The organism is Gordonia sp. 852002-50816_SCH5313054-c, from assembly GCF_001665925.1.
Classification (GTDB): domain Bacteria; phylum Actinomycetota; class Actinomycetes; order Mycobacteriales; family Mycobacteriaceae; genus Gordonia; species Gordonia jacobaea.
On sequence record NZ_LZTE01000041.1, the window covers coordinates 59,536 to 81,992 of the forward strand.

Consider the following 22,457-nt stretch of genomic DNA (forward strand, 5'->3'; position numbering starts at 1 on the left):
TGTCGAGACCACCCTCGTCACAGGCAGACCTTTCGCTTGGCTGGAATGCGTGCAGCCACGCGCTTTCAGTTAGCTGCAATTAACTGAAAGCGACTCTAGCGGATCGCGGCGCGGCTGTCATCTACTTGTCATTGTTGTCCCTGACGTGACGGGCGTCACGCAATTTCGTAGTGTGGGTGATGAGGTCCACCACCCCCGGACCCAGCCCACACGTCGTCGGCCGTACCCCGTGCCGACGCCGACACACCACGAAGGCCAGGTGAACCCGTGACCCTCGCAGATGATCGAGCCGACCCATTCCGGCGCGACGCAACCGCGAAGAATTCAGCATCGACGCAGGCAGGAGCGCGTGCGACGACACGCCCCGCCGACTTCACACTCGACGACCGATACACCCGCGAAGAAGGTCCGATCTTCCTCGGCGGCATCACAGCGCTCGTCCGGATGATCGCCGACCGCGCCCGCGTCGACCGGAGACAGAATCTGCGCACGGCGTCGTTCATCTCCGGCTACGAGGGCTCGCCGCTCGCAGGCTTCGACCTCGAACTCATGCGACGCCAGTCGCTCCTCGCACCCTTCGACGTCGTGCACCGCCCAGGTCTCAACGAAGAACTCGCCGCGACGTCGGTCATGGGTTCGCAACTCGCCCCGACACTCGGCCCGCTCGTGGCCGACGACGACGGGCAGCAACGCAACGGAGTCGTCGGCTACTGGTACGGCAAGGCACCCGGTCTCGACCGCGCATCCGACGCCATACGGCACGCCAACCTGATCGGCACGCATCCCGACGGCGGTGCCGTGGCGCTCGTCGGCGACGATCCCGCAGCCAAGAGCTCGACCGTCCCCTGCACGTCGGAGATGGCGCTCGCCGACCTCTACATTCCGACGCTCTACCCGGCCGATTCCCAGGACATCCTCGACCTCGGCGTGCATGCCGCAGTGATGAGCCGGGTCAGCGGCCTGTGGACCTCGCTCAAGATCTCCGCACACGTGGCAGACGGGTCGTCGACGGCGGTGGTGCATCCCGATCGAGTGGTGCCGGTCTACGGCGATCTGGGGCGCAGCCCGCACGTGCCCAGCGGCAAGCTGCTCGGCGCCAATCTCATGGAACTCGAACAGAATCAGTTGACGACTCGCATCCCCCGCGCGCTGGCATATGCACGACACAACGGCATCAACCGGATCGCGGTACGCAGTGGCGACGACAGGATCGGTCTGGTTGCCGCGGGAAAGACCTACCTCGACCTACGGAATGCCTTGCGGCTCATGGGACTCGACGACGCCGATCTGCAGCGGGCCGGTATTCGCATCCTCAAACTCGGCATGGTGTACCCGCTCGACCGCGAGATCCTCGAACGCTTCATCACCGACACCGCCGCCGGTCGACTCGACGAGGTGATCGTCGTCGAGGAGAAGCGCGACTTCATCGAAACCATGATGCGCGACATGCTGTATCGCCATCCGCGCGCCCCGCGCATCGTCGGAAAGGTCCACGAGGACGGTTCGACGTTGTTCTCGCGTTTCGGCGAACTCGACGTCGACGCAGTCACTCTCGGCCTGGCAACACGCCTGGCACGACACCATCACCTCGACGCCGCGCAGGCATGGCTCGACGAGCACAACGCGCGCCGGTCGAGTACCCGGATCGACCTTCCCCTCGCGGTGCGCACGCCGTATTTCTGTTCGGGATGTCCGCACAACAGCTCGACCAAGGTGAGCCCCGGCACGCTCGTGGGCGGCGGAATCGGCTGTCACGCAATGGTGTTGCTGATGGATCCGGATCAGGTCGGTGACATCGCCGGGGTCACCCAGATGGGCGGCGAGGGCGCGCAGTGGCTCGGGATGGCACCGTTCGTACCCGCGGACCACTTCGTGCAGAACATCGGCGACGGCACGTTCACGCATTCGGGATCTCTCGCCCTCCGCGCTGCGGTAGCCTCGGGCGAGAACATCACCTACAAGCTGCTCTACAACGGCACCGTCGCGATGACCGGCGGACAAGACCCCGTCGGCGAGTTCAGTCTCGCTCAATTGACGCGTCTGCTTGCCGCGGAAGGGGTCTCGCGCATCGTCGTCACCTCCGATGACCCGTCGCGCACACGTTCCGCCGACCTCGCCGACGGCGTCGTCGTGCGCGATCGCGGCGACCTCGCCGAGGTACAGCGTGAACTCGCCGAGATCCCCGGGGTCACGGTCCTCATCCACGATCAGCACTGTGCCGCGGAGAAGCGCCGCAAGCGCAAGCGCGGCCAGATGCCAACTCCCACACAGCGCGTCGTGATCAATGAACGCATCTGCGAGGGCTGCGGCGACTGCGGTGAGAAGTCCAATTGCCTTTCGGTGCACCCGGTCTCGACCGAGTTCGGCCGCAAGACACGTATCGACCAGAGCTCGTGCAACCTCGACTTCTCGTGCCTGAAGGGCGATTGTCCGTCGTTCGTCACCGTCACGCCGGGCCACACACCCGCGACCCGGCGTGCAACCGAAATCGACGCCGCCACCGTCCCCACGCCCCCAACCGCTCGACCCGTCACCGCCGACACCGACTTCACGATGCGCATCACGGGCATCGGCGGGACCGGCGTCGTCACCGTTTCCCAGATCCTCGCCACCGCAGCGTTTTTGGACGGCCACGCGGCCCGCACCGTCGACATGACCGGCCTGGCCCAAAAGGGCGGCGCCGTCGTCAGCGACATCAAGGTCTCGGCGCTGCACTCCGCTGACGTCGCTGGTTCCGCTGGTCGAACCCCGAACGATGGTCGAGCTGATTCGACCGATGGTCGAGCTTGTCGAGACCACCCCACCGCTGGTCGAGCTAATCCCGCTGGTCGAACTGACTCCGCTGGTCGAGCTTGTCGAGACCACCTCCCCCGCCCCGTCGAGCAGGCCGCCAAGGCTGCGGCCGACACGTGCGACCTGTACCTCGCGTGCGATTCGCTCGTCGGCACCGACCCGGTGAACCTGAAGGTCACCGCGCCGGATCGGACCGTCGCGGTGGTGTCGACGACTCGGATTCCCACCGGCGCCATGGTCATCGACACCTCGGTCGGCTTCCCCGCCGACACTGCCGTCCACGATTCGATCGACGCGCGGGTCGCACGAGCCGCATACCTCGACGCGGGCGCGCTCGCGACGGAGTTGTTCGACGACGAGCAGTTCGCCAACATGCTGATGGTCGGCGCTGCATATCAGACCGGAGCACTACCGATCTCGGCCGAGTCGATCGAGCGCGCCGTCGAGCTCAACGGCGTTGCGGTGTCGGCAAACCTGCAGGCGTTCCGGCGTGGTCGTCAGGTGATCGCGGATCCGGATGCCGTGTCGCGAGAGCTGACCGGCGTCGAACCGGTTGCGGTGGAGCCGAGTTCGTATGCGCGTGAGCAGGTTGCACGACTACACCTCGACGACGATCTCGCCCACAGCGTCGGCATCCGCGTCGACGAACTGGTCGCCTACGCCGACAAGCGTTATGCTGCTGAGTATCTGGACGTCGTCGACCGTGTGTCGCGCGAATCGGACAGCCCCGAACTCGTCGACGCGGTGGCACGCAACCTGTACAAGCTCATGGCGTACAAGGACGAGTACGAGGTGGCGCGACTCACCGCCGATCCGACCTTCGCCGCACAGAACACCGGCGAGTACGGCGATGACGCCAAAGTCGCTGTGCGACTGCATCCTCCGCTGCTGCGCGCACTGGGCCGCAAGGAGAAGATGTCGTTCGGTGCGCGGACGGCCCCGATGCTCGCCGGCCTCGCGAAGATGAAGAAGTTGCGCGGTACGCGCCTCGATCCGTTCGGCTACACCGAGATTCGACGCACCGAGCGCGACCTCATCGTCGAGTATCGGGAACTCGTCGACGCGATCCTCGGCGCCGTCGGCTCAGGGTCTACCGATCCGGGCGCTCACGATCCGGGACGTCTATCGGCGCTGGCCGAGTTGGCGGCGCTGCCCGACATGGTCCGCGGCTACGAGCAGATCAAGATGGACAACGTCGCACGGTATCGCGCCGAGGTCGTACGCCGCCGGGCCGAGCTCGGGATCTGACGGCCGTCCAGACTGGGTGCGCGGAAAGTGGGGGAAGGGTTCTTCCCCCACTTTCTGCGTAGCGCTCCGACCACCCCGCACCGGGCAGGCCGAACTCTTCCCCGTGGCTCTGACCGTTCCCCGCGAAACAACCCACGGAAACGCACACAACCCGAGAAAAGAACCCTTCCCCTAGTTTCTGCACGCCCCGACGGCCCGACGCCCCCGCTCACTCCCCCGCGCACTCCAGCGCGGCGGTGGCCATGGCGGTCAGGACGGTGCGGAGGCGGGCGCTGTCGAGTGAGGGCAGTCGCGGCGAGGAGTTGAGCAGGCCGAACATCGCGTGCACGCGGACGCGGGCTTCCGGCCGCGCGAGGGTCGCGCCGCGTTCGGTCATCAACGCGAGCAGCACGTCGACCCACTGCTCGACGTATCGGCGCTGCAGCGAGCGCACCTCGTGGTTGGCCTCGGGTGTCAGGTTGTGCAGGTCGCGATCCTGCACGACGATCAGGTCCGGCTTGGTGACAAGCACGTCGATGTGGAAGTGGATCAACGCCTCGAGGGTCTCCGCCGGCGCGAGGCCGCGGTCGACGACCTCGGCACCGCCGTCGCGGAGTCGGCGGCTGATGTCGAGCAGCATCTGATCGAGCAGGTCGGTTTTCGACGCGAAGTGCCGATACATCGCGGGACCACTCACGCCGACGGCGCCGCCGATGTCCTCGAGGCGTACGCCCGCGAATCCCCGTGCGGCCATTTGCCGGGCGGCGGCGTCGAGCATTTCTCGACGTCGAGCGGCTTTCGCCTCGCCACGCTTGGTGAGCGGCGGCGTGACAGACGCGGCGAGCGTCGCGGTCTCAACGGGGTCTGCTGGCGTCATGGTGTCATCGAATCTACCGCCGGTACGGCGGTGCTCGCGCCGTTAATTCACCAACCGTTGATGTGTAGGACGTCGTCGAGCGGCTTGCGTTGTGCCGGGGTGAAGTCGGTGCCCTGCGTGTAGGCGACCGGCAGCAGCACTCCCTGGTGCACGCCGTCGGGAATCCCGAGCAGGTCGGCCACTTCCTGCTCGTACACGAGGTGCAACGTGGTCCACGCCGAACCCAACCCGCGTGCGCGCAGGGCGAGCATCAGATTCCAAGCCCCCGGAAGCAACGACCCCCACACCCCGGCCTGGTTGCCCGTCGGCAGGTCAGCGCCCGTCTTGATCGCACCCAATATCAACACGGGCACCTCGCCCATCACGTCGGCGAGGTACTGGGCGCTGGCGGCGACTCGGCGGGCGGACTCGGTCGACAATGTGCGCTGCGCCGAGTAGTCGGCGAACGAACGGGCGTAGTAATCGGCCACCTTGCGCTTGAGGTCGGCGTCGGTGATGACGATCCAATGCCAGCCCTGCGCGTTCGACCCCGTCGGGGCCTGAATCGCAACCTCGAGCGCTTCACGGACGACCTCGATCGGTACAGGTCGCTCCAGGTCGAGGCGCTTGCGAACCGAACGGGTCGTCGTCAACAACTCGTCGGGGTTCAGCGGCAGAAGGTCGGTCATCGTGCTCCTCGGGTCATCTGTGCCGTGCGCGGCGTGCCAGCCAGTTCCCAAAGTACTGGCCCGCTTGCACCAGGATGACCAGCAGGGCGATCACCACGACGGTCAGCTTCCAGTCGAACTGCTGATAGCCGTACTGGAAGGCGAAATCGCCGAGACCGCCACCGCCGACGTACCCGGCCATCGCCGACATGTCGACGATGGCGACAAAGATGAACGTGTATCCGAGGACCAGCGGCGCGAAGCCCTCGGGAACCACGACGGTCAACAACGTACGCAGCCGACTGGCACCCGACGCCCGTGCCGCTTCGACGACGCCCGGGTCAACCGACACAAGACTCTGTTCGACGACGCGCCCGATGACCACCATCGCCATCAGCGTCATCGGGAAGATCGCCGCCTCGGTACCGATGCGCGTGCCCATCACAGCTTTGGTGAGCGGGGCGATCGCGGTGATGAAAATGATGAACGGGATCGGACGGACGATATTCACAACGACGTTGAACCCGTTGAAGATCCACGTGTTGGACCAGAGATTTCCGGGACTCGTCGCGTACAGGATCACTCCGATGACCAGCCCCAGCAAACCCCCGATCAGCAGCGTCACGCCGACGAGTTCGAATGTCTCCCAGATGGATTGGATCAACAATGGCCGCAGCTCCGGCCCGAAGACCCGCGTGAAGCTCTCACCGTCGGCGAGCACGAACGTCTGGGCGGCGGTCACTGCTGTGTCTCCTCGTGTACGACGACGCCGTCGATGCGCACCAGTTGCGCACGCGCAGCGTCGACCGACGTTGCGTCGCCGGTGATCTCGTAGGTCAATGCGCCGAATGGCCTGCCCGCGATGTCGCTGATGCCGCCCGCGATCACCGTCGATCGGGCACCGTGCTCCGCGACGGCCGCGGGTAGGTCGAACGTGGCATCCTGGTGACCGCGAGCCGCACCGTCGTCGCGTACCGACACTGTCGCGAGCAGTCCGGGGTGCCGCGCGCGCAACGTCGCCAGTGCGTCGGCGTCCGGAACCCCCGCAACGGCATGCCGGAGCAGTCCCCGTGTGACGTCGGACGTGGGACGCTCGAAGACGGAGTACACATCTCCGTGATCGACGAGCCGACCGTGGTCGAGGACAGCAACCGACTCGCACACGTCACGAACGACATCCATCTCGTGGGTGATCACGACGATCGTCGTACCGAGATCGGAGTTGATGCGGCGCAACAACTTCAGAGTGTCCGACGTCGTCTGCGGATCGAGCGCGCTCGTCGCCTCGTCGGCGATGAGAATCGACGGTGAGGTGGCGAGTGCTCGCGCGATGCCGACGCGCTGCTTCTGTCCGCCCGAGAGCGCCGCCGGCCATTGATCGGCTTTGTCGGCGATGCCCACGAAGTCGAGAAGCTCGTCGATTCGACTGCGCCGCTTGGCCTTCGGAAAATGAGCGACCTTCAATGCAAAGTCGACGTTTCCTGCGACGGTCCGCGAGTTGAACAGGTTGAACTGCTGAAAGATCATGCCGATGTCGGTACGCAGCCGGTTGAGCTCACGCTCTGACGCCCGGCTGTGTTCTGCACCGTGCACGAACACCTGCCCACCGGTTGGTCGTTCGAGACCGTTGATGAGCCTGGCGAGCGTCGACTTTCCCGCACCGGACGGACCGATGATCCCGACGATCTCTCCCGAGCGGATACTCAGATCGATTCCGTCGAGAACTGCCGGTCCCGATTTGTCGAAACGCTTTGAGACGCCGACGAAGTCAATCGCGGTGTCGGACCCGGCGGGTGAACCGAGGTCCGACGCCGCGTCGACATCAGGAGCCATTGGTGTTGACGGACGCCTGCAGGTCCTTCGTCGTCTGTTGGAGCTCGGAAGCCGAATTGTCCTTGATCACACCGCTGTCGCCGAGTGAACGCTTGACGGCGGCGATCACCTCGGGGTCGTGGTAGATCTTCACCAGCTTCGCGTAGGTGGGGTTGTCCTTGTCGTCGTTGCGGGCGACGAACGCGTTGATGTACGGCTTGGCCCCGGGCGAGTTGGGATCGTCGGACGCGATGATCTGGTCCTTGGTCAGCTTTGCCGACGTCGCGTAGTTGTTGTTGACGATCGCGGCATCGACCGAATCCAGGTTGGCCGCAGTCTGACCGGCGTCAACGGCGATGACCTTCACCTTTGACTTGCCCTGGTCGATGTCGGCGAGGGTCGAAAACGCATTGCCCGGCTTGGTGAGGGTGATCAGGCCCGCCTGCTCGAGGACCAGCAGTCCACGCGCCTGGTTGGTCGGATCATTCGGGATCGCGACCTGCCCACCCTGCGGGATCTCCGACACCGACTTGTGCTTGGTCGAGTACAGCGGCAACGGGTAGACGGCCGTCGCGCCGATCGGCACCAGGTTATGCTTGTTCTTCGCGTTGTAGGTGGCGAGGTAGAGCAGGTGCTGGAATTCGTTGAGGTCGAGTTCGCCCTCTGCGAGCGCAGGATTGGGCTGGTTGTAGTCGGTGAAGTTCACCAGCTCGACGTCGATGTCCTGCGCAGAAGCCTTCTGCTTGAACACATTCCAGTATTCCTCGGACGCGTCGGCGACGCCGATCTTGACCTTCGACGAGTCGTCGTCGCCACCACAGGCCGTCAGTACCGCCCCACCGAACACGAGCAACAACAAGACGGCGAGAACTTTCGAGCGCACGACGACCTCCGCGAATCACAATCGACACTGATCTGACTCTGAAAGACGCTAATGCCCACAAACCGGGCTTCCGACCACACGTCGGTGTCACGATCATCACCCAACGTACGGACCTGCGGATTCGACGCGACGTCGAATTGTGTTCACGATGAACCGAATTGGCTCACTCGACGAACCCACCCGCCGTCAGGTGCTCGAGCAAGCCGTCGGTGAGTGGCAGTGCCCGCATCTCGTCGACCGTGAACCATCCGGCGTCAGCGGCGTCGTCGGCTGCGCGCACCGTGCCACCGACGGGGACCGCGACGAAATCGTGGATCTCGAAGGTCCCGCCCCTGCCGTCGGGTATGTCGACCACCCACGCCTTGGCGCCGACCTCGATGTCGAGTCCGGTCTCCTCGGCGATCTCGCGGATCACCGCGGCGACGAGTGTGCCTTCGTCGTCACGGATTCCATCGGGGCCGACAGCGTCGACCGGATCGACCTTGCCGCCGGGCACCGTCCACCGGCCTGCCTGGGGATCTCGAAGTCGTTGCACAAGCAGAAAGCGCCCGTCGACGTCGCGGACGATCGCGCCGACGGCGAGTGTCCGACGCCCGCCCCGGTCGGCCGAATGACGCACGCGCCGTGCATGATCGGGCACGAGTCCCGCCAACACCCGCCCAATGCTCGCGCCGAGACCGTCCGCTCCCCAGTGCACGATCTCGTCGATCTCACCGTGTTCGGCGAGGTCGGTGGCCGCGATGCCCTGCGCCGCGGCGAGTTCGGGTGCGTGTGCTGTATCGCGATGCACGATCACGCTCGCCCCCTCCGGCGGCAGCGGCGACAGCCATGCGTCGTCCACGGCAAGTCGACGATCCGCTGGGAACAACGCGAGCGCCGCTCCACCCGCCCCCTCACCGAGCAACACCGACACCGTCGGCCGCGGCACCGCGATGAGGTCTGCCAGGCAGAGCGCGATCTCACGCGCGAGGCCACCCTCCTCGGCGTCGACGGACAGGTCGGCGCCTGGTGTATCGATCACCGTGACGACAGGCAGGCGCAGTTCGGTTGCCAACGCCAGGCCCCGCCGCGCGACCCGCAGATCCGCCGGTCCGATCAGCCGACCGTCGGCCTGCACGGTTCTGTCCTGCCCGATCACCACGGCCGTCGTTCGCCCGAAACGGCTCAGCGCCAGGACGATTGGTCCGGTGTCGTGAATCATGGCGGCATCGGAAGCGAGCAGCAGCGCGCGCAGACCGCGACGATCCGCGGCCCGCGTCGCGAGCACGCGATCCCAGGTCTCGACAAGCTCGACCAGCGGCGGTGGCGGCTCGACCGGCGGAGGAGGAGCGCCGACCGGCGGGGATGGAGCGTCGACCGGCGGAGAAGGAGCGCCGACCGACGGAGAAGGAGCGTCGACCGGCGGGGATGGAATGTCGACCGGAGGAGACACCGGCGGGTCAACCGGCTCGCCGAGGAGTTCAACGACCCGGGCTACCCGGCCGGCGAGTTCGTCCACCGGCACGATGGCATCGACGATGCCGTGGGCGGCCAAGTTCTCCGACACCTGCACGCCGTCGGGAAAAGGCTTGTGGTGCAGGCCTTCGTAGACTCGTGGTCCCAGGAATCCGATGAGTGCACCGGGTTCGGCCCAGGTGATGTGTCCCATGGAACCCCACGACGCGAATACACCGCCGGTGGTCGGGTTACGCAGATACACGAGGTACGGCAACCCCGCCCGTCGGTGACTTCCGACCGCCTCGGCGATGGACGCCATCTGGAGGAACGCCGCCGTGCCCTCCTGCATTCGGGTGCCGCCGGACGCGGGCAGAGCCAGCACGGGTAGTCGTTCGCGTGTCGCGCGTCGAACAGCGCCGACCACGCGTTCGCCTGCCGCACGCCCGATCGATCCGCCCACGAATCCGAATTCACTGACAACCAACACAATCGGAGCTCCGGACATCTCTCCGACACCGGTGATCACCGACTCATCGACGCCGGTTCGCTTGCGTGCACGCCCCAACGCCGCGGCGTAGTCCAGGTCGAGAGCAACGTAGCTGGGCGCCTCGTCCCAGGACTGCCAGGTGCCACCATCGACGAGCGCGGCTACCAGTTCCTCTGCCGTCATTCGCTCGACCACCTCACCAACGCTAGTCGCCGACCACGCCTCGGTGGGTGAAGAAACTCGCCGGGTGAGTAACCTCAGCGCGAGTACACGACCCGCGTCCGCAGCACCAGGTCGGCGACGGATCGTCGTTTCCTATCGACGCCGGCCCACAGCAATCCGATGGCGAAGAGCACACAGATCGCAGCCCGAATCGCAGCTACGGACGGGCGCAGACGATCACCCTTGCGGTTCACCACCCGAATACCCATCACGACGCTACCCAGCGTGCGGCCCGACACCGCCCAACACGTCGCCAGGTAGACGATCGACACGACGATGAACGCACCGACAGTGAAGAACCCGTTGGTGCTCGGCATCGAAAAGTCGTGGACGTTGTAGAGCAGTCGGGCCATCACGACGCCCAGGTAGATGGCACTCATGATGACCAGCACGACGATCAGGTCGATCACTGCACCCGCTCCGCGACTCACGATGCCCGCTGTCTTCGAGGTGTCGTGCACCGCGTGGGCCTTGCTCTTCCTGGCCTCGGCGCGGGCTGCGTGCTCGTCGGCGGTGGTGTCGGAAGGGTTGCTGCCGACGGACTCGTTGTGCGACTCGGGCTCAGAAGAATCAGGCTGGGACGAATCGGGCTCGGACGAATCAGCCTGGGATTCAGTCACGCTCACGGGTCTCCACCTCCGCAACCACTCGTCGGCGCAACAGTCGGCCGACCATGTCGGCGACGGCGTCGTCGGCACGCTCGCTGGTGCTGCGTACGTCGGTCATCACGTCCGCGGTCACCGACGTACTCGCCTCGCGGATGATCCCGGGAAGGTCGACGCCGTCGATGATGACGTCGGCGAGTCCGATGAGGTCGACGCGATTGATCACCGCGTCGACGTCCACATGCGAGACCGCACGGTCGAGGTCGACGGTGTCGATGATCGCGTCCAGGTCGACGGTCGCGATGACCGCCTCGATGTCGACGCGCGCCACCGCAGCGTCCAGATCCACGCGCGCCACCGCAGCGTCGAGATCTACCCGCGCGACGGCCGCGTCCAGGTCCACCCGCGCGACCGCAGCATCGAGGTCGACGCGCGCGACGATGGCGTCGAGGTCGAGAAGGTCGACGATCGCGTTCATGTCGACCGACGCAATGATCTTGTCGAGGTCGACGTTGTCGAGCACCAGCGCGGTGAGGTCGATCTCGGACGTGAACACGTCGACGATCTCGCGGATCAGCGCGCCCATGCCGGTCTGCACACCCGCCGTTGCCAATCCGCTCGCCGAATCGACCACGTTGTGCGCGGACCGTCGCACATCACGAACAACCGAACCCGCCACGGGGACATGCTCAGCGGCGTCGAACACCGCCGACGCGGCGCGGAACGGGAGTCTCAGCACACCCAGCCCTGGGGTTCGGTCCCCTCCGGTCGCCGTGGCATCGTTGGTCACCCGTGCATTATCCCACCCTGGCGAGCAACACACCGTGACAACAAGACACCCAGACAACAAGCACCCAGATAACACGAACCCCCGGTGACGCGGGGTGCGTCGCCGGGGGTGCGTGAAGAATCGCAGAACTACGCGATCACAGATTCTCGTAGAGTTCGCGGGCCAGCTTGGCGGTCTCGCTCGGCGTCTTGCCGACCTTCACGCCCGCAGCCTCGAGCGCTTCCTTCTTCGCCTGAGCGGTGCCGGAGCTGCCCGACACGATCGCGCCGGCGTGACCCATCGTCTTGCCCTCGGGGGCGGTGAAGCCCGCGACGTAGCCGACGACCGGCTTGGAGACGTTGGCCTTGATGTAGTCGGCCGCACGCTCCTCGGCGTCGCCGCCGATCTCACCGATCATCACGATGACCTTGGTGTCGGGGTCCTTCTCGAAGGCCTCGATGGCGTCGATGTGCGTGGTACCGATGACCGGGTCGCCGCCGATGCCGATGGCGGTCGAGAAGCCGAGGTCACGCAGCTCGTACATCATCTGGTAGGTCAGGGTTCCCGACTTCGAGACGAGACCGATCGGGCCCTTGCCGGTGATGTTGGCGGGCGTGATGCCGACCAACGACTCCTCCGGCGTGATGATGCCCGGACAGTTCGGTCCGATGATGCGGGTCTTGGCACCCTTGTCGACGTTGTAGGCCCACGCGTACGCGGTGTCCTGCACCGGAACGCCCTCGGTGATGACGACGAGCAGCGGGATCTCCGCGTCGATCGCCTCGATGATGGCGTCCTTCGAGAACTTCGGCGGCACGAACGCGATCGACGTGTCGGCACCGGTCTTCTCGATCGCCTCGGCGACAGATCCGAAGACCGGCAACTCGATGTCGTTGCCGTCCTTGTCCTTGTGGGTGACGGTGGTTCCGGCCTTGCGCGCGTTGACGCCACCGACGACGTTGGTGCCCGCCTTGAGCATCAGCGCGGTGTGCTTGGTGCCCTCACCGCCGGTGATGCCCTGGACGATGACCTTGTTGTCCTTGTTCAAAAAGATCGACATTGATTCTCCGCCTCTTACTTGCTCGCCAGTTCGGCAGCCTTGTCGGCGCCTGAGTCCATCGTTTCGGCGAGCGTCACCAGGGGGTGATTCGCATCGGCCAGGATCTTGCGGCCTTCTTCGACCTTGTTGCCGTCGAGGCGGACCACCAGAGGCTTGTTGGCCTCGTCGCCGAGCTTGTTGAGCGCACCGACGATGCCGTTGGCGACCGCGTCGCACGCGGTGATGCCGCCGAAGACGTTGACGAACACGCTCTTGACCTGCTCGTCTCCGAGGATGACGTCGAGACCGGCGGCCATGACCTCGGCCGACGCGCCGCCGCCGATGTCGAGGAAGTTGGCAGGCTTGACGCCGTTGTGGTTCTCACCCGCGTAAGCGACGACGTCGAGCGTGCTCATCACGAGTCCCGCGCCGTTGCCGATGATTCCGACCTGGCCGTCGAGCTTGACGTAGTTGAGGTCGTTCTCCTTGGCCTTCTGCTCGAGCGGATCTGTGGCGTCCTTGTCCTCGAACTCCACGTGGTCGGGGTGACGGAAGTCGGCGTTCTCGTCGAGTGTCACCTTGCCGTCGAGGGCGAGGATCTGGTCGTCGGGCGTGCGGACCAGCGGGTTGACCTCGACCAGCGTGGCGTCTTCTGCGACGAAGACCTCCCACAGCTTGGCGATGGTCACGGCAGCGGCGTCGAGCACCTCAGCGGGCAGATGGCCCTGCTCGGCGATCGATCGCGCGGTGGCGATGTCGACACCCTTGACGGCGTCGACGGGCACCTTGGCCAGCCGTTCCGGCTTGGTCGCTGCGACTTCTTCGATCTCCATGCCGCCCTCGACCGAGCACATCGCCAGGTAGGTGCGGTTGGCGCGATCGAGAAGGAATGAGATGTAGTACTCCTCGGCAATGTCGCTGGCTTCTGCCACGAGGAGTTTCTTGACGATGTGCCCCTTGATGTCGAGGCCCAGGATGTTTTCTGCGTTGGTCTGCGCGTCGTCAGGGGTCGCGGCGTACTTCACGCCGCCTGCCTTGCCACGCCCGCCGGTCTTGACCTGCGCCTTGATCATCACGGGCTTGCCGATTTCCTCGGCGATCGCTCGTGCGTCGGTGGCGGAGTCGGTGACCCGACCGGGTGTGGTGGGAACCCCATGCTTGGCGAACAGTTCCTTCGCCTGGTATTCGAAGAGATCCATTCAGCTCACCATTTCGTCGTTGTGCCCGCTGATGTTGGGTGTAACACGGGCCATATCGGACTCTAAACCTGCCGGACACAGCCCTGTTGGGGGCCTGCGTGGCTTGTGCGGCAGATCACTCGTTCGGTCGGTGTCCCCATCGCAGGACACCGGCCATCGATCAGCGCACCACGCTCCTCGTATAGAGTCTGCCCTCGGCTCGCCGCACGCGGGCACGAAGTCGGGAAGAAGGGCGTAGCGCAGCGGTTTTGGGCGAGGTTCGACATCTAGAACACCGTCTTTGCGATGGGTCCATGCACGGCTCTGACTCGTGACCCAGCTCACATTTGGGCGGGTTCTTACGGTCGATCGTTGGACTTGCCGCAATCGTTTCGTTACCGTCAGTCGAGCAGTACGGATCACGAATCGGTCACGAACGGTAACAAGATCGATATCGGGAACGAAGCAACAGGAATTGAGGTGGGCGACTTGGCGGAACGCGGAGCTCCGAGCAGGTCGACGTCGACGGTCGGCACCGTGACATCACGACGCGGCAGTACCTACGACGACATCCCAGCCGAGGAGATGACCGCGATCATCCCGATCGACGAGCTCGACTCGTACGATCCCTGGGCTACTGATACCGCCGAGCACGAGTACGCGACGGACGGCTTCGACCAGACCACCTGGTCGCCTTCCACGTGGGACCCCTACTACCGGCCAACCCGCTCCGAACTGACGCAGGACATCCTCATCCCCGAGGGCGGATTCGAGGCGTACGCCGACGACCCCTTCGAGAGCGAGGGCGCGCAGCTCGACTCGTTTCCCTCCGACGCCGACCTCGACCTCACGCACAGCGGAGAGATCGACCTACGGCCCGCCGAGAAGCCGTTCCGCCAGATTCCTGAGCCCGGCCGCACCCGGACCCGCGGCAAGCACCGCCTTGCCGCACCGCCGACCGCCCTGCGCGGCGGTCGTGCTGCCCTCGTCGCGATGGCCGCAGGCGCAGCAGTGGCCGCGGCAGCCCACGCCGGCACCACCGAGAAGGCACCGGCACCCGCGACGGCTCCCACCAACACCGCGAACGTCGGCAACGCAGCTCCTGTCCCCGACCTGGGACCTGGCATCGCAGCACCCGACAACTCCTCGCAGGACATGAGCGTCTTCACCTCGCAGCTCGCAGAGGGTGAGCAGCTCGTCAAGGACGAGGCAGCGCGCAAGGCGGCAGCGAGCCGCCCGTACTACGAGTCACCGCTCCCGATGGGGCTCTACCAGTTCACCTCCGGCTTCGCGATGCGTTGGGGCAGCATGCACGGCGGCGTCGACTTCGCCGCCCCGCTCGGCACCCCGATCCACGCGGCAACCGACGGCGTCATCAAAGAAGCGGGACCGGCCTCGGGCTTCGGCAACTGGATTCAGGTGCAAGCCGCCGACGGCACCGTCACCGTGTACGGCCACATGTACTCGTCCGGTGTGCTGGTTCAGAAGGGCCAGACCGTCAGGGCAGGCGACGTGATCGGCCTCGTCGGGTCCGACGGTCAGTCGACCGGCCCGCACTGCCACTTCGAGGTCTGGAAGAACGGCACCACCAAGATCGACCCGGCCCCGTGGCTCGCCGAGCACGGCGTCCGGATGTCGGCCTACACGGGCTGATTCACCTCTCCCGGCCCTGATCTGAGGGCCACACCGCCCGCTGCCCCGGTCTCCCTTGCGGTGGCGACGCAGCGCGCGTGTCAGAGCTTGTCGCCCGGGATTCCGCCGGCGGTCAGCAGGGTGATACGACCGGTCTTGCCGCCGTAGTCGATGACCACTCGCTCGGTGGCACCGCTCCCCTCTTTGCCCACGACCTTCCCCATGCCGTACTTGGGATGGTTGTGTCGATCGCCGACGTCGAGGTGGATCTGCTTGTTCCGGCCGCGATTGGGGTCGGTCGAGTACTGCGAGCGACCGAGCGTGCGCGACGATCCGCCGTCGGATCGCCCGAAAACGCCTCCGGTGGAACCGAATCCACGCGCACCCCGCCTGGGCTCGGTGCGTCGCCAATCGATGAGATGCTGCGGGATCTCCTGCAGGAAGCGCGATTCCGGATTGGAGACGGGTTGTCCCCACGATGCGCGGGTCACCGAACGGGTCAGGTAGAGCCGTTCCTTGGCGCGTGTGATACCGACGTAGGCGAGTCGACGCTCCTCGCTCAACTCGGCCGGGTCGCCGAGGGCACGCATGTGCGGGAAATGGCCGTCCTCCCAGCCGGTGACGAACACGACCGGAAACTCGAGACCCTTCGCGGTGTGCAGAGTCATCAGTGTGACGACTCCGTCGCCCTCGTCGGGCACCTGATCGGCGTCGGCGACAAGCGCGACCTTCTCGAGGAAGGCGGCCAGCGAACCGGGTTCTGGTTCGCCGTCGGTTCCGCCCAGGTCTTCGTCGCCAACCGCTTCGTCGTCGAAGTCGACGTCGAGTTCGGCTGCCTCCGTACTGAATTCGGCCGCGACGGAGATCAGTTCGTTGAGATTGTCGAGGCGCGCGGCGTCTTGCGGATCGCTCGAGCCCTCCAGCTCCGCCCGATACCCGCTGCGGTCGACGATCGCGGCGACCAGCTCGCCGATGTCGGCACCCTCCTCCGTGGCATCGGACACGATCGCCACGTCGGTGCCCGCGTCGTCGGCCTGGCCGAAAGTGGTCAGGAAGTCGCGACGCAATCCCTCGATCAGGTCGACGAATGCGCCGATCTGCTTGACCGCACGCGAATTCAGCAGCGCCACTTTGCCTTCGGCGCCGTCGAGCAGTGCCTGATAGAAACTGACACCCGCGTTCTCTGCGTGCACCGCGACGCACGCCTCGGCGCGGTCTCCGATGCCGCGGCGTGGCGTGTTGAGGATTCGGCGCAGACTCACCGAATCGTCGGGATTGGCGACGGTGCGCAGGTAGGCCACGACGTCGCGGACCTCCTTGCGCTCGTAGAAGCGGGTGCCACCGACCACCTTGTACGGAATGCCGTGGCGCACAAAGACTTCTTCGATGGGTCGTGAGCCGGTGTTGGTTCGGTAGAACACGGCGATGTCGGAGTACTTGTAGGATTCCGAGACTCCGCCGATGGTGTGGTCGGTGAGGCGTTCGATCTCGGTGCCGATGAACATCGACTCGTCGCGGTCGGAATCCGACACGTATCCGACGATCAGTTCACCGTCGCCCGAATCCGTCCACAGCCGCTTCTCACGTCGATTCGGATTGCGCGCGATGACCGCGTTCGCGGCGGACAGGATCGTCTGCGTGGAGCGGTAATTCTGTTCCAGCAGAATGGTTTCCGCATTCGGGAAGTCGCGCTCGAACTCCTCGATGTTGCGGATCGTCGCACCGCGGAATGCGTAGATCGACTGGTCGGCGTCGCCGACGACGCACAGCTCCGACGGCTCGACGGCGCGAGCGTCGGGCTCGGCGGCGGAGTCGTCTGAAGTGCTGCCGAGCACCAACTCACGGACCAGGACGTACTGCGCGTGGTTGGTGTCCTGGTATTCGTCGACCAGTACGTGGCGGAAGCGTCTGCGGTAGTACTCGGCGACCTCGGGGTGACGTTGCAGCAATCCGACCGTCTCGCCGATCAGGTCGTCGAAGTCGAAGGCATTCGCGGTGCGCAGCCTGCGCTGGTATTCGGCGTAGATCTGCGCGATCGCCTGCTCGGTCGGGTCGCCTTCGGCCGTCGCGGTGATGGCTTCGTCGGGCGTGACCAGTTCGTTCTTGTAGTTCGAGATGATCACCGACACCCCGCGCGGCGCGAACTTCTTGGGGTCGAGGTCGAGATCTCGGATGATCATGCCGAGGAGTCGCTTGGAGTCGTCGGCGTCGTAGATCGAGAAGTTGGAGTTACGTCCCTCCAGGAGCGCCGACTGTGCGCGCAGGATGCGCACGCATGTCGAGTGGAAGGTCGAGATCCACATGAAGTTGGCGCGCGGACCGACGAGGCCGATGACGCGTTCGCGCATCTCGGCGGCCGCCTTGTTGGTGAAGGTGATCGCCAGCACCTGCCCGGGCGATATGTCACGCTCGGCGAGCAGGTATGCGATGCGCCGCGTGAGCACCGCCGTCTTGCCCGACCCCGCGCCCGCAACGATCAGCAGGGGCGAGCCGGAGTGCAACACAGCCTCGCGCTGCTGCGGATTGAGCCCTGCCAGGAGACGCGCGGACGCGTCGTCGGAGCTTGCTGCCGGGGCGCGGCCGGCGGGCGTGGCGGAGGTGCGGGTGGAACTGGTCATCGAGAGTTCAGGTTACTCGCCGCCACCGACAGACAGTCAGCCCCCGAGCAGGCGCGCGTCCACAACCTCACCCACGCGCCCGTCCCCGGTGTGCAGCGCGAGGCCGGGCGTGAGCGGCTGAACGTCGAGTTCGGTGCCGCGACCGCCCAACTGCACGTAGACGACGTGCAGACCAGCCGTCACCGGCACGGTGACCGGTGCCCCACCGTCGAGCGAGAAGCGCACCTGCCCAGCGGAATTGGCGCAGTATCCCAGAGCGATGGTCCATTGCCACTGGATCAGCGGACCGTCGAGTTGGAGTCGACTCGGGCCGTCGAGTTCGGGACGCGCACACGACCCGCGCCCGGCTTTGATCGCACGCCGCGGCGTCACGGCACCGGGGACCGCGTTGCCCGAATTGTCGAGCACGATGAGACGGTCGGTGTGAGTGCCGAATGTCGGCCGATCGCGCAGCTTGCCGAAGGTATGGCTGATCTGGTTCTCCGGGTAGGCGACTGGGAGCAGCACTTCGAGGGGTAGCGCCTGGTCGAACATCGTCGTGTCCTTGTTCGCGGCGAGTGCTCGCTTCGCGTTCGCGAGATACGGGCCGGTCGGATCGTCATTCCACGACGCCGAGTAGGCCGCGGTGGAGATGATCGACGACGCGACAGCGAACGCCACCGCCATGACCCCGGCGAGCAGCAGCGGCGACGTACCCGCCTCGCGCGCGTGCCGCGCGGCACCCCGATCGGTGCCATCCGGCTCCGACGCACCGATGGACGTACGAAGCGGCGAGGCCACGAGCAGCGTGAATGCCAGGGCCAGCACGAGCGCGGCGTCGGGTAGATAGCGCATCGTCTGTGCGAGTTCGAGCGCGGTGTTGGCGCTCGAACGATTCCACATGGGCGGGATCTGCACGACCACCACGTACAGCGCGACGGCGACAAGCACGCCGATCGCACCGACGCGCGTCCTGATCGCCCAGATGACGAAACCGGCAACCACGATCCAGCCGAGGACGATCATCCAGATCGACGGGAATCCCATGGGTGGAGAAGGCACCCAGCGTTCCCAGTCCCACGGACCTCCGACCAGGGAGGGCACGAGTGCCTTGTTGATCGAGCGCCACACGAGTTGCGCTGTCTGCGACACCGAGTGCGTTCCCGCCGTCGCGTCGGAGACCGAGAAGTAGACGATGACCCACACCACGAAGACGACGGTCAGCGGCGTCCAGAGAGCGCGCCCCCGCGTGAAGGCGACGATGAGCGGGGTCCGCGGGAGCGCCGAGGCAGTGCGGTCGGCAGGCTCCCCGGTGTCATCCGAGGGCTCTGAGGTGCGATCGAAGCGCGCAACCAGCACCGCCGCGATGAAGGCCACCGGCAGGATGAACAGCGACTTCTCGAAGAAGGCGAGCGCGACCACGAAGATCACCGTCGACCTGATGACGACGAGTCGTCGCGACGACTCTGGGACGCGACCGGTGCACAAGAGAACGGCGTCGGCGACGATCCAGGCCATCGCCGCCTGCATCGGCAGCGAGTTGAGGCCCGCGGCCCACCAGATATACGCGGGCACGGTCAGCGGAGTGAACAGATAGAACGCCAGGGCAGCCACCGCGCCCACCTCGAGCGCGGGTCGTCGACGATCCGCACGGTCACCTCCCGCCGCCGATCCCACCACGCGAATCATTCGCCACACCGAGAGCGACGCGAGCGCCTGCAACACGACCAGCGTGACCGCCGGGATCACCCAGTTGACCGGCGCTGCCAGCGTCGAGAGACCAGCGACCAGGAAGGCTGCGGGCATGAAGTGGCCGTCGTGACTCTGGCCCAGGTAGTCCCACGACCAGATGGGCACGGTCGACGCGCGGCCGATGAGGATGAGGTCGTCCCAGTAGAAGTTGCCGGTCGCGACCAGCCACGCGCGGACCACCAGGTGCGCGACGATCAGCACGATCGCCGCCACCACGGTGAGCGAACCGATCCGGCCCGCGAGGGATCGGTGTCGATGCGGCTCGTCGGATGTGTGTGACTGCGACGTCACCGTCGGGCTGCTCGGCATGGGATCTAGTAGAACCGCCGCGGGTGGCGCGTGGCAAAATCACCCCGGTGAGCGATGCGAGCAACGATCAGAACCCTGCGACGACACCCGACGCCGCGTCGGACGTGCCGGTGCCGTTCGAGGAGACGATCGATCTCGAGTACTACCGCCTCGACCCCTCCATCGACGACCTGTCAGACGAGATCGACGACCTGCGGGTCGAGATCGACCGCCTCGACGCGATCATCCTCGCCGCGATCAAGCGCAGGACCGCTGTGTCGAAGAAGGTCGGCGCAACCCGAATGGCGTCGGGTGGCCCGCGGCTGGTGCATTCGCGCGAGGTGAAGGTCATCGACCGGTTCGCCGCGCTCGGCCAGGAGGGCCACACGCTGGCCATGCTGCTGCTGCGTCTCGGCAGGGGTCCCCTCGGCCGCTGACCGCCCGCGGGTTCGCGATTAGTGAACCATCGGTTACGAGACGTCTGTCTGCCCTCTTATCGAGTACGCGCCACGCCGTGAAGACCTAGTGTTGGTTCATGGGCACCGACGTCTCGCGCAGCGGCAAGGACATCACCACTACTCAACCCTGGCAGGCGTTGGAGGCTCACAAGCCGATCCTCGCCGAACGCCATCTCCGGGAGTTGTTCGCCGACAACCCCTCCCGTGGGCGCGAGCTCACCATCGACGTCGGTGATCTGCACATCGACTACTCCAAACACCGCATCGACGCCGAGACCATCGAGCTTCTCCTCTCGCTCGCGCGTGAAGCGAATCTCGAACAGCACCGCGACGACATGTTCGCAGGCGTGCACATCAACACCTCCGAAGACCGCGCGGTCCTGCACACCGCGCTGCGGCTCCCTGCCGACGCGCAACTCGTCGTCGACGGCCAGGACGTCGTGCACGACGTCCACGAAGTGCTCGACGCGATGGGCGCATTTACCGACAAGCTGCGCAGCGGAGAGTGGAAGGGCCACACCGGAAAACCCATCACCGACGTCGTCAACATCGGCATCGGCGGCTCCGACCTCGGGCCCGTCATGGTGTACGGCTCGCTGCGCCACTACGTCGATACCGATATCCGCTGCCACTTCGTGTCCAATGTCGACCCGGCCGACATGGTCGCGGCACTCGCCGACCTCGACGCCGAGCAGACGCTGTTCATCGTCGCGTCGAAAACCTTCACGACGCTGGAGACGCTGACCAACGCGGCTGCCGCCAAGCGGTGGCTGCTGGACGAACTCGGTGCGGGTGAGGACGCCGTCGCCAAGCACTTCGCCGCCGTCAGCACCAATGCGGAGGCGGTGTCGAACTTCGGGATCGACCCGGTCAACATGTTCGGCTTCTGGGACTGGGTGGGCGGCCGCTATTCGGTGGATTCCGCGATCGGCCTCTCGGTGATGGCGGCGATCGGCAAGGAACGCTTCGCCGAATTCCTCGGCGGATTCCACACCGTCGACACTCATTTCCGTACGCAGCCGCTGGAGAGCAACGCGCCCGTACTGCTGGCACTGATCGGATTCTGGTACTCGAACTTCTGGGACGCGCAGTCGCGGGTGGTGCTCCCCTATTCGAACGACATGGCACGCTTCGCCGCGTACCTGCAGCAGTTGACGATGGAGTCCAACGGTAAGTCGGTCAAGGCCGACGGCGAGCACGTGACCACCGACACCGGCGAGATCTTCTGGGGCGAGCCGGGTACCAACGGCCAGCACGCCTTCTACCAATTGCTCCACCAGGGAACACGTCTGGTGCCGGCCGACTTCATCGGCTTCGCCAACCCCACCGACGATTTGCCCACCGCCGATGACACCGGCTCGATGCACGACCTACTGATGAGCAACTACTTCGCGCAGACCAAGGTGCTGGCGTTCGGGAAGACCGCGGACGAGATCAGAGCCGAGGGCGTCGACGAGAAGGTGGTGCCGCACAAGGTGATGCCCGGCAACCGACCGTCGACGTCGATACTCGCGTCCGAACTGACCCCGTCGGTCATCGGTCAGTTGATCGCACTCTACGAGCATCAGGTGTTCGTCGAGGGCACGCTGTGGGGCATCAACTCGTTCGACCAGTGGGGCGTCGAACTCGGCAAGACGCAGGCCAAAGAACTTCTGGGTGTCATCACCGACGCCGAAGCGCCTGCGCAGCAAGCTGATTCGTCGACCGACGCACTGGTGCGCTGGTACCGCACCGAGCGCGGACGCAAGGCCTGA

At 65.7% G+C, this 22,457-nt stretch carries 16 protein-coding genes; 4 read left to right on the forward strand and 12 right to left on the reverse strand.

What is annotated here, in order from left to right; translation table 11 throughout:
* Positions 1-267 precede the first annotated feature (267 nt).
* The gene (locus A5788_RS10370; RefSeq protein WP_064870035.1) at positions 268-4,041 is read left to right on the forward strand and encodes an indolepyruvate ferredoxin oxidoreductase family protein; all 3,774 of its coding nucleotides are present in this window, start codon (positions 268-270) and stop codon (positions 4,039-4,041) included.
* 208 nt (positions 4,042-4,249) lie between these two features.
* On the opposite strand, the gene A5788_RS10375 is transcribed toward A5788_RS10370, so the two are convergent.
* The 10 genes from A5788_RS10375 to sucC form a co-directional block, all read right to left on the reverse strand.
* Positions 4,250-4,897, reverse strand: a complete 648-nt coding sequence (locus A5788_RS10375; protein WP_064870036.1) for a TetR/AcrR family transcriptional regulator — start codon at positions 4,895-4,897, stop codon at positions 4,250-4,252.
* Between the two features lie 47 nt (positions 4,898-4,944).
* Positions 4,945-5,565, reverse strand: a complete 621-nt coding sequence (locus tag A5788_RS10380) for a nitroreductase family protein (protein ID WP_049697893.1) — start codon at positions 5,563-5,565, stop codon at positions 4,945-4,947.
* A gap of 13 nt (positions 5,566-5,578) precedes the next feature.
* Positions 5,579-6,265, reverse strand: coding sequence for a methionine ABC transporter permease (locus A5788_RS10385; RefSeq protein ID WP_082937990.1), 687 nt, complete (start codon positions 6,263-6,265; stop codon positions 5,579-5,581).
* Positions 6,266-6,282: 17 nt separating this feature from the next.
* Positions 6,283-7,377, reverse strand: a complete 1,095-nt coding sequence (locus tag A5788_RS10390; RefSeq protein WP_156525493.1) for a methionine ABC transporter ATP-binding protein — start codon at positions 7,375-7,377, stop codon at positions 6,283-6,285.
* Positions 7,367-8,239, reverse strand: a complete 873-nt coding sequence (locus tag A5788_RS10395) for a MetQ/NlpA family ABC transporter substrate-binding protein (RefSeq protein WP_064870037.1) — start codon at positions 8,237-8,239, stop codon at positions 7,367-7,369. Before A5788_RS10395 ends, A5788_RS10390 begins: the two co-directional genes overlap by 11 nt.
* A gap of 163 nt (positions 8,240-8,402) precedes the next feature.
* Positions 8,403-10,346 (reverse strand): carboxyl transferase domain-containing protein, encoded by a 1,944-nt coding sequence (locus A5788_RS10400; protein ID WP_064870060.1) that lies wholly within the window; start codon positions 10,344-10,346, stop codon positions 8,403-8,405.
* A gap of 74 nt (positions 10,347-10,420) precedes the next feature.
* On the reverse strand, positions 10,421-10,846 hold the full coding sequence (locus A5788_RS10405) for an RDD family protein (protein ID WP_414651984.1): 426 nt from the start codon (positions 10,844-10,846) through the stop codon (positions 10,421-10,423).
* Positions 10,847-10,997: 151 nt separating this feature from the next.
* A complete protein-coding gene (locus A5788_RS10410) occupies positions 10,998-11,780 on the reverse strand; it encodes a hypothetical protein (protein WP_064870039.1) in 783 nt (260 codons plus the stop codon).
* A 136-nt stretch (positions 11,781-11,916) separates the two neighbouring features.
* Positions 11,917-12,819: a succinate--CoA ligase subunit alpha gene (gene sucD, locus A5788_RS10415; protein ID WP_005207310.1), complete on the reverse strand. Its 903-nt coding sequence runs from the start codon at positions 12,817-12,819 to the stop codon at positions 11,917-11,919.
* Positions 12,820-12,833: 14 nt separating this feature from the next.
* Positions 12,834-13,997, reverse strand: coding sequence for an ADP-forming succinate--CoA ligase subunit beta (gene sucC / locus A5788_RS10420; protein ID WP_049697888.1), 1,164 nt, complete (start codon positions 13,995-13,997; stop codon positions 12,834-12,836).
* Positions 13,998-14,456: 459 nt separating this feature from the next.
* Between sucC and A5788_RS10425 the strand changes: the two genes are divergently transcribed.
* Positions 14,457-15,629, forward strand: a complete 1,173-nt coding sequence (locus tag A5788_RS10425) for a M23 family metallopeptidase (RefSeq protein ID WP_053117384.1) — start codon at positions 14,457-14,459, stop codon at positions 15,627-15,629.
* An 80-nt stretch (positions 15,630-15,709) separates the two neighbouring features.
* On the opposite strand, the gene A5788_RS10430 is transcribed toward A5788_RS10425, so the two are convergent.
* Complete coding sequence (locus tag A5788_RS10430; protein ID WP_064870040.1) at positions 15,710-18,226, reverse strand: UvrD-helicase domain-containing protein; 2,517 nt, start codon at positions 18,224-18,226, stop codon at positions 15,710-15,712.
* 36 nt (positions 18,227-18,262) lie between these two features.
* Positions 18,263-20,266, reverse strand: coding sequence for a hypothetical protein (locus tag A5788_RS10435; RefSeq protein ID WP_231894207.1), 2,004 nt, complete (start codon positions 20,264-20,266; stop codon positions 18,263-18,265).
* Between the two features lie 47 nt (positions 20,267-20,313).
* Between A5788_RS10435 and A5788_RS10440 the strand changes: the two genes are divergently transcribed.
* Both A5788_RS10440 and pgi read left to right on the forward strand, forming a co-directional pair.
* Positions 20,314-20,682: a chorismate mutase gene (locus tag A5788_RS10440; protein ID WP_049698082.1), complete on the forward strand. Its 369-nt coding sequence runs from the start codon at positions 20,314-20,316 to the stop codon at positions 20,680-20,682.
* A gap of 98 nt (positions 20,683-20,780) precedes the next feature.
* Complete coding sequence (gene pgi, locus A5788_RS10445; protein ID WP_064870042.1) at positions 20,781-22,457, forward strand: glucose-6-phosphate isomerase; 1,677 nt, start codon at positions 20,781-20,783, stop codon at positions 22,455-22,457.

Excerpts from the sequence above, each read along its gene's own strand:
- A5788_RS10375 (WP_064870036.1), bottom strand. The coding sequence starts at position 4,897 with ATGACGCCAGCAGACCCCGTTGAGACCGCGACGCTCGCCGCGTCTGTC.
- A5788_RS10380 (WP_049697893.1), bottom strand. The coding sequence starts at position 5,565 with ATGACCGACCTTCTGCCGCTGAACCCCGACGAGTTGTTGACGACGACC.
- A5788_RS10390 (WP_156525493.1), bottom strand. The coding sequence starts at position 7,377 with ATGGCTCCTGATGTCGACGCGGCGTCGGACCTCGGTTCACCCGCCGGG.
- A5788_RS10400 (WP_064870060.1), bottom strand. The coding sequence starts at position 10,346 with ATGACGGCAGAGGAACTGGTAGCCGCGCTCGTCGATGGTGGCACCTGG.
- sucD (WP_005207310.1), bottom strand. The coding sequence starts at position 12,819 with ATGTCGATCTTTTTGAACAAGGACAACAAGGTCATCGTCCAGGGCATC.
- sucC (WP_049697888.1), bottom strand. The coding sequence starts at position 13,997 with ATGGATCTCTTCGAATACCAGGCGAAGGAACTGTTCGCCAAGCATGGG.
- A5788_RS10430 (WP_064870040.1), bottom strand. The coding sequence starts at position 18,226 with ATGACCAGTTCCACCCGCACCTCCGCCACGCCCGCCGGCCGCGCCCCG.
- A5788_RS10435 (WP_231894207.1), bottom strand. The coding sequence starts at position 20,266 with ATGCCGAGCAGCCCGACGGTGACGTCGCAGTCACACACATCCGACGAG.
- pgi (WP_064870042.1), top strand. The coding sequence starts at position 20,781 with ATGGGCACCGACGTCTCGCGCAGCGGCAAGGACATCACCACTACTCAA.